Raw genomic sequence first — 6485 nt, 5'->3', positions numbered from 1 at the left:
TGCGGACCCTGTGCGCCCTGTGGGCGCCCGGCTCCGGGGGGAGGCGGCCCTCCCCGGGGCGGGTGCGCACCCGGCGGCGGCGAACTGTCGGGGTTCACGTACGTTCTCCTCGCTCTCGGGACTGGTGACGGGCGCCTCGGCTCCACGCCTCGCCGTCCTGACACCGACTTACCAAACGTTTTGCAATGAATCGTCCCATTTTATTCACCACACTGTTCACCGGGGGGCGCGATCCGGACGACGTGGAACCCGAAGCAAGCTTCCCATTATCACCATGTAAGTGTAAAGAAAAGTAACAAGATGGCCAATTGAACCTTTTGCCCGTTATGTGATTAGCGTATTTTCGACCAACCTTGGGACATCCGGCGCGCATAATAGGGAAATGCGCGTCCCCGGACCTACGATCGGCAACATGACCTGCGTTTTGCTGGCCGAAGACGATGTCTCGATCTCCGAGCCTCTCGCGCGCGCGCTCCGGCGCGAGGGCTACACGGTGGACGTGACCGTCAACGGCGTTGAGACACTCGACCGTGCCCGTGCGGGAGACATAGACCTCATGGTCCTGGATCTCGGGCTGCCCGAAATGGACGGCCTCGAGGTGGCGCGTCGGCTCCGGGCCGAGGGCCACGGAACGCCGATCCTCATCCTGACCGCCCGCGCCGACGAGGTCGACACCGTCGTCGGCCTCGACGCGGGCGCCGACGACTACGTCACCAAGCCCTTCCGGCTCGCCGAACTCCTGGCGCGCGTGCGCGCCCTGCTGCGCCGGGGCGGCGCCGAGGTGCCCGTCGTGCACGGCGTGCGCATCGACAACGACTCCCGCCGGGCCTGGCTGGGCGAACGCGAACTCCAGCTCACCACCAAGGAGTTCGACCTGCTGCGCGTGCTCGTCCGCGACGCGGGCAAGGTGGTCACCCGCGAGCAGATCATGCGCGAGGTGTGGGACACCAACTGGTGGGGTTCGACCAAGACCCTGGACATGCACATCTCCTGGCTGCGCCGCAAGCTGGGGGACGACGCAAACCAGCCGTCGTACATCACGACCGTCCGGGGTGTGGGCTTCCGGTTCGAGCGAGACTGACGCGACCTCTCGGGGCGCCCCGCGCCGGTCGGTCGCCTCCGGGTCGCACGGACATGAGGTGACATGCGCAGGCGGATGGTTTTCTCCACCCTGGTGGTGACCGTCATCGCCGTCATGCTGCTCGGGCTGCCCTTGGGCGCGCTCACGTACAAGCTGGTGTACGACGAGAGCACCCGCCAGCTCCAGGGCGAGGCGGAGCTGATCGGCGCCGAGAGCGACACCATGCTGGAGCTGCACGGCCAGCTCGACCTGGGCGAGTTCGACCGCGACCATCCGCACCGCTTCATCCGGATCACCCCGGCGGAGGAGCCCACCTCGGTGACCGCGGGCGATCCCGCGCTCGACCCCGAGGCGCCGGACTCCCCGAGCATGCTCAAGGCCACCGCGACCACCGGCCGGGGCACGCGCGTCGAGGTGTGGATGAGCGCCGAGAGCGTGCAGCAGAGCGTGGTCCGCGCCTGGATGGGGATCGCGTCGCTGTCCCTGCTGGCCATCGGCGTCGCCGTGGGCCTGTCGATGTTCCAGGCCCGCAGGCTGACCCTGCCCCTGCTCGACCTGGCGGCCACCGCCGAGCGCCTGGGCTCGGGCGTGACCACGCCGTGGGGCCACCGGTACGGGATACCGGAGGCCGACCGGGTGGCGGAGGTGCTGGACCGCAGCGCCGAGCGTATCGCCGGGCTGATCGCCACCGAGCGGCACTTCGCTACCGACGCCTCGCACCAGCTGCGCACGCCGCTGACCGCGCTGACGATGCGCCTGGAGGAGATCCTGGCCGAGGCGGACAACCCCCAGGCGGTCCGTGAGGAGGGCGAGGCCGCCCTGGCCCAGACCGAGCGCCTGGTGGAGACCGTGGAGAGCCTGCTGGGACGGGCCCGCAAGAGCCAGAACCCCGAGGTGGAGGCGGTGGAGATCGACCCCGTCCTGCACCACCTCCAGGAGGAGTGGCAGCCGGTCTTCCAGTCCGCCCAGCGCAGGCTGCTGGTCACCGGGGACACGGGACTGACCGCGATGACCGTCTCCACCGACCTGGCGCAGATCCTCGCGACCCTGGTGGAGAACGCCTACAAGCACGGCGCGGGAACGGTCACCATCCGGCGGCTGGACACCGGGCAGTCGGTGCGCATCGAGGTGAGCGACGAGGGCGAGGGCGTGCCCGAGCGCCTGTCCGGCCGGATCTTCGAGCGCGAGGTGAGCGGCGGGGGCGGAACCGGTCTGGGCTTGGCCCTGGCCCGCCACATCGCCGAATCCGAGGGGGCCCGGATCGAGCTGGTGCAGACCAAGCCGACCACCTTCGCGCTGTTCCTGCCCGCGGGCGCGGGGGGCCTGTCCAAGATGACGGGCCCGGTGTAGGCGCCGGGGCCCCGCGAGGGGCGCGGCGGAGTGCTCAGCCCGGGGCGCCCTGCCGCGGACCACCAGGTCGCTCCACAGCGACCGCACCCGGGACAGGCCGTAGGCGGTGGTGACCTCCTCGCGTGCGCGCGCGGCCTCGGCGGAGAACCGCCCCTCGCTGACGGTCGCGTGGATGGCCTCGGCCATCGCCACGGCGTCGTCGTGGATCCAGTGCGGGTCGTAGATGGTGTCCGCGCCCGGCCACGGCAGCAGGGCGGGCACGCCGCCCGAGGCGGCGCACTCGGCGGGCGCCAGGTGGAAGGACTCGTCGTCGCTGGTGGAGAGCATGAAGCCCACCCGCCGCAGCCAGGTGGCCACGTCCGGACCGAAGGGGTCGAACACCACCCCGGCGGCGAGGCGCTCGTCGCGCTGGATCCGCCGGTAGACGCGCTCGAAGTAGGCGCGCTCCTCCGGCCGGTTCCAGATCCACCAGTACTCCCACGGCTGCTTGGTCTTGACCGAGAGCGTGTACCGAGGGTCCATGCGCCGCAGCTCGGCGAGGACGTCCAGGCCCCGGTCCAGCCGCTTGCGCGAGGGCGCGATGCCGACCATGCCCAGGGAGTACTCGGCCCCGGGGAGCTTGGGGCGGCCGAGCTGCTCGTCGTCCACCCAGTTGGGGACCACGACCACCTTCCCGGAGGGCCACCCGGTGATCTCGCGGGTCAGGTCGGCGTAGTGGGGGCTCACGCACACCACCGCGTCGACCTTGTCGATGTCGAGCTTGCGGGGCCACTCCGCGTAGAGCTCGAAGCGGTGCAGCCGCACGATGAGCCGCTGGTCGGGGCGCTTCCACTTGGAGTAGAACAGCGCGTTGGGCCCGCACCACTCGCAGATCACCACGTCGGCCCAGGCGGCCAGCTCACGGGAGCGGTACTGGTCGTGGGTGCTCAGCCCCTCCCACTCGTCCATGCGCACGTCGAGGCCGGGCAGCGAGTCCAGGTACTCGGCCAGGCGGGTGAAGAACTTCATGTCGTGCCCGGCGATGACCACCTTGAGCGGCCGCTCGGGGTCGGCGCCCCCGGGGACGGGCGGCAGGGCGTCGGCGAGGTAGCCGCGCAGCCGCTCGGCGGCCCGCTCCAGCGTGTGGTCGGCCGCGGCGGCGCGGCAGCGCGCGGCGGCGTCCGCGTAGACCGCGCGGTCGCCGTGGGCTCGGGCCACCACGTCGGCGACCGAGGCGACGTCGGTCCCGGCGAAGAGCGGGTAGTCGGCGCCCAGCATGGCCTCGTGCATGGGCGTGCGGTTGAGCACCACCGGCAGGCCGAGCGCGCCCAGCTCCAACACCTTGGTGGACAGCTCCAGGCTGGCGTCCATGGACGGGTCGCGCCAGGACAGCCCGAAGCCGCACTCGGCGGCCTGGCCCAGCGCCTCGGCTCGCGACATCCCGCCGCGCCAGTCCACGTTCGGGGTGCCCTCCAGGGCCCTGCGCATGTTCTTGGCCCAGTCGGCGGGTTCGGCGTGGATCTTGTCGCCGATCATCACCAGTTCGGCGTCCACCCCGCGCCGCGCCAGCTCGGCGGGCAGTTCGGTCATCTCCAGGGTGTTCCAGCGCGGCGCGAACTTGCCGGTGTAGGCCAGGCGGGCCCGGCCGCCGTTGCCGCCCTCGGCCCGCACCTCCTCGGGGACGACCACCACCGGCGGGAACAGGACCGACCGGCCGCAGGCGGCGGGCACCGTCGACTCCAGGAAGGCGCGCAGCTCCTCCGTCTGGCAGAGCAGGAACCGCGAGGCCAGGGCGATCTCGGTGAGCTCGGCGGTGGCGGTGGCGGTCAGCTCCCCGACACTGTGCGGGAAGTCGGTCAGGTAGGTCCACAGGCGGCCCGCCAGCGCCTCCTCCTGGGCGGCCAGCCCCGCCAGGCGGCGCCCGCGCACGACGACGAGGTCGAAGGGCTTGCGCTCGTGGTGCCTGGTCATGAGGGTGACGGCCTGCTCCGGGGTGAGCCCCCTCGGCCCCAGGTCGGGCAGCGCCTTGTCCTCGTAGGGCCGCAGCAGCCGGACCCCGGGCGCCCTGGTGAGCGGCTCGGTGAGCCGGTCGGTGCGCACGGGCGCCTTCAGCAGCAGGGTCACCTCGCATCCGGCGGCGGCCAGGGCCTGCGCCATCGACTGCGCCCAGATCGCGGAACCGTCGATGATGTTGAGGTCCACGTCCCCGTACAGGAGTGCGCGCGGAGGCGGTGTGCTCACGTTCTTCCCTTCGGATGCTTTCTCGTTGCCCGTACGGCTCATCCGACGGCGCCGGTCGAGGCGTCGGCCGCGTCGGACACGGGGTCCTCCGCGTCGTCGCCCGTGCCGTGGTCGGGGCCCAGGGCCAGAAGCCGGGTGCCGCGGCGGTTCCACTCCGCCGGGTCCCAGGCGCGCCTCAGCAGCGTGGTGCGGACCAGCTCCGGCACGACCGCGCTGACGAAGACGTACTGACGGTCCGCGGTGTCCGGACGGTCGAAGAAGCCGTGCTCGCCCGGCTCGGCGGCCAAGACGTCGACGGTACCGACCGCGTCCGCGTCCGTGCACTCCACCGCGCACACCAGGTCGGCCAGGCGCCTGCGGCCGACCGGGGCGGTCCACAGGTGCGACCACGGCGCGGTGGCGCGCTCGGCCAGGGCGGCCCAGGGCTCCCCGACGCGGACGCCGGGCTCGTCTCGGGTGAGTTCCTCCGGGGTGTCAGGGGCGTTGAAGCGCACCGAGCGCACGGTGACGCCCTCGGCCCGCAGCCGCTGGATACCGGGCAGGCGGGAGGCCGTGCCGGGCACGACCACCTCGGCGGGCCTGAGCGCGGCGGCCAGCAGGTCGTCGGCGAGCCGGTCGGCGTCGGCCTCCCCCGCCGGGTCGGCCAGGACGGCCACGGACCGGCCGCGCAGGGGCAGTTCGCCGCCGGGCGTGCCGGGCGGGAAGTCCAGGCCGTCCAGGATCTCGGCCAGGCGGACCGGGGTGGCCTCGCGCAGGAAGACCCGACGGAGCATGCCCCGCTGCTCGGCCGCGCTGGGCTCCTCGGCGCGCATGCGCGGCACCGTAACGGCCAGGCCCTCCCCCGCTGTCACCGCGCGGGTGCCGCAGGCCCGGGCCCGGCTGCACAGCCGGGGCTCCTCGGCGGTCAGGGGCGCCACGACGGCGACGTTGGCGGCGCGCAGGGCGTCGGCCAGGCCGCGCGAGTCCGCCTCCACCACGCCCGCCCCCAGCTCGGCGAGGACGTCGGGGACGGGCTCCTCGCGGTGGACGCGCACGAAGACCGTCTCGGGTCCGGGCGTCAGGTCGGCGGCCACGGGGTTGAACAGGTGCAGGGGGACCCCGGCGTCGCCGCGGTGGACCCTGTCGAAGCCCAGCTCGCGCAGGGCGGGCGGCGAGGGGGTGTCGTCGAGCAGGACCGTGGGGATGCCCCGGGAGGCGGCGGACTCCAGCACCCAGTGCAGGGCGCGGGTGCGGTCGGCCGCCGCGGGGTCGCCCACGTGCGCCCACGGCGAACCGGGGGCGGCGGCCGAGGCCGAGACCAGGACCAGGTCCACGTCGACGCCGTCCATGACGATCTGGGCGTCGTGCGGGCGCAGCGGCACCGCGCGCACGTAGGGGTCGATCGCCTCCGCGATGGAGGGACCGACGACCGTGGCGATGACCAGCAGGTCCTCGCTGCCGCCGCTCAGTCCGGTGAGCAGGCGCGACTCCTGGCGCTCGGCGTCGAAGGAGCGGACCGGCTCGGCGCCGCCGCGGCGGCGGCGCTCGGTGTGCTGGGTGTTGCCGCTGCTGCGCCAGAGGCGGTAGAGGTCACGGGGGAGTTTGACCAGGGACCGGCCGGGGCGCTTGGCGGCGGCCGTGAGCGCCTTGCCCACCTGGAGCGAAGTGGAACCCTCCAGGGCGGCGAGCCGGCTGCGCGCCTCCTGGAGCTGGGCCTCGCGCTCGGCCAGCGCCTGGCGGAGCTGTTCGGTCTGGCTCTGTTCACGCCGTTTCACGGTCTGCCACCTTGTGTTCGGTTCGGTTCGGCGAAACCACCGCGCCGTGCGTCGGGTCCGACTGCCACGTGCGGTGCACC

The 6485-nt window shown here is 72.9% G+C and carries 3 protein-coding genes and 1 pseudogene; 2 read left to right on the top strand and 2 right to left on the bottom strand.

Translation table 11 applies throughout. The features are described from left to right. The first annotated feature begins 412 nt into the window (after positions 1–412). Entirely contained in the window at positions 413–1081 is a 669-nt protein-coding gene (locus ABD54_RS03700) for a response regulator transcription factor (protein WP_013154850.1), read from the top strand. Positions 1082–1144: 63 nt separating this feature from the next. Continuing rightward, positions 1145–2431 carry a HAMP domain-containing sensor histidine kinase gene (locus ABD54_RS03695; RefSeq protein ID WP_047867963.1) on the top strand — a complete coding sequence of 429 codons (1287 nt, stop codon included), beginning with the start codon at positions 1145–1147 and terminating at the stop codon, positions 2429–2431. A 21-nt stretch (positions 2432–2452) separates the two neighbouring features. Here ABD54_RS03695 and ABD54_RS26975 read toward each other — a convergent pair. Then, a pseudogene (locus ABD54_RS26975) lies at positions 2453–4624 on the bottom strand (glycosyltransferase); the annotation flags it as partial. A 65-nt stretch (positions 4625–4689) separates the two neighbouring features. After that, entirely contained in the window at positions 4690–6405 is a 1716-nt protein-coding gene (locus ABD54_RS03665; RefSeq protein WP_047868000.1) for a hypothetical protein, read from the bottom strand. Positions 6406–6485 lie beyond the last annotated feature (80 nt).

This window comes from Nocardiopsis sp. RV163, from assembly GCF_001029525.1.
Lineage (GTDB): Bacteria > Actinomycetota > Actinomycetes > Streptosporangiales > Streptosporangiaceae > Nocardiopsis > Nocardiopsis dassonvillei.
Note: the sequence above shows the minus strand (reverse complement) of the source record. Positions and strands in the feature narration are given on the sequence as shown.

Bases quoted from the DNA above. Each gene is read 5' to 3' on its own strand.
- ABD54_RS03695 (WP_047867963.1), top strand. From the start codon at position 1,145: ATGCGCAGGCGGATGGTTTTCTCCACCCTGGTGGTGACCGTCATCGCC.
- ABD54_RS03700 (WP_013154850.1), top strand. From the start codon at position 413: ATGACCTGCGTTTTGCTGGCCGAAGACGATGTCTCGATCTCCGAGCCT.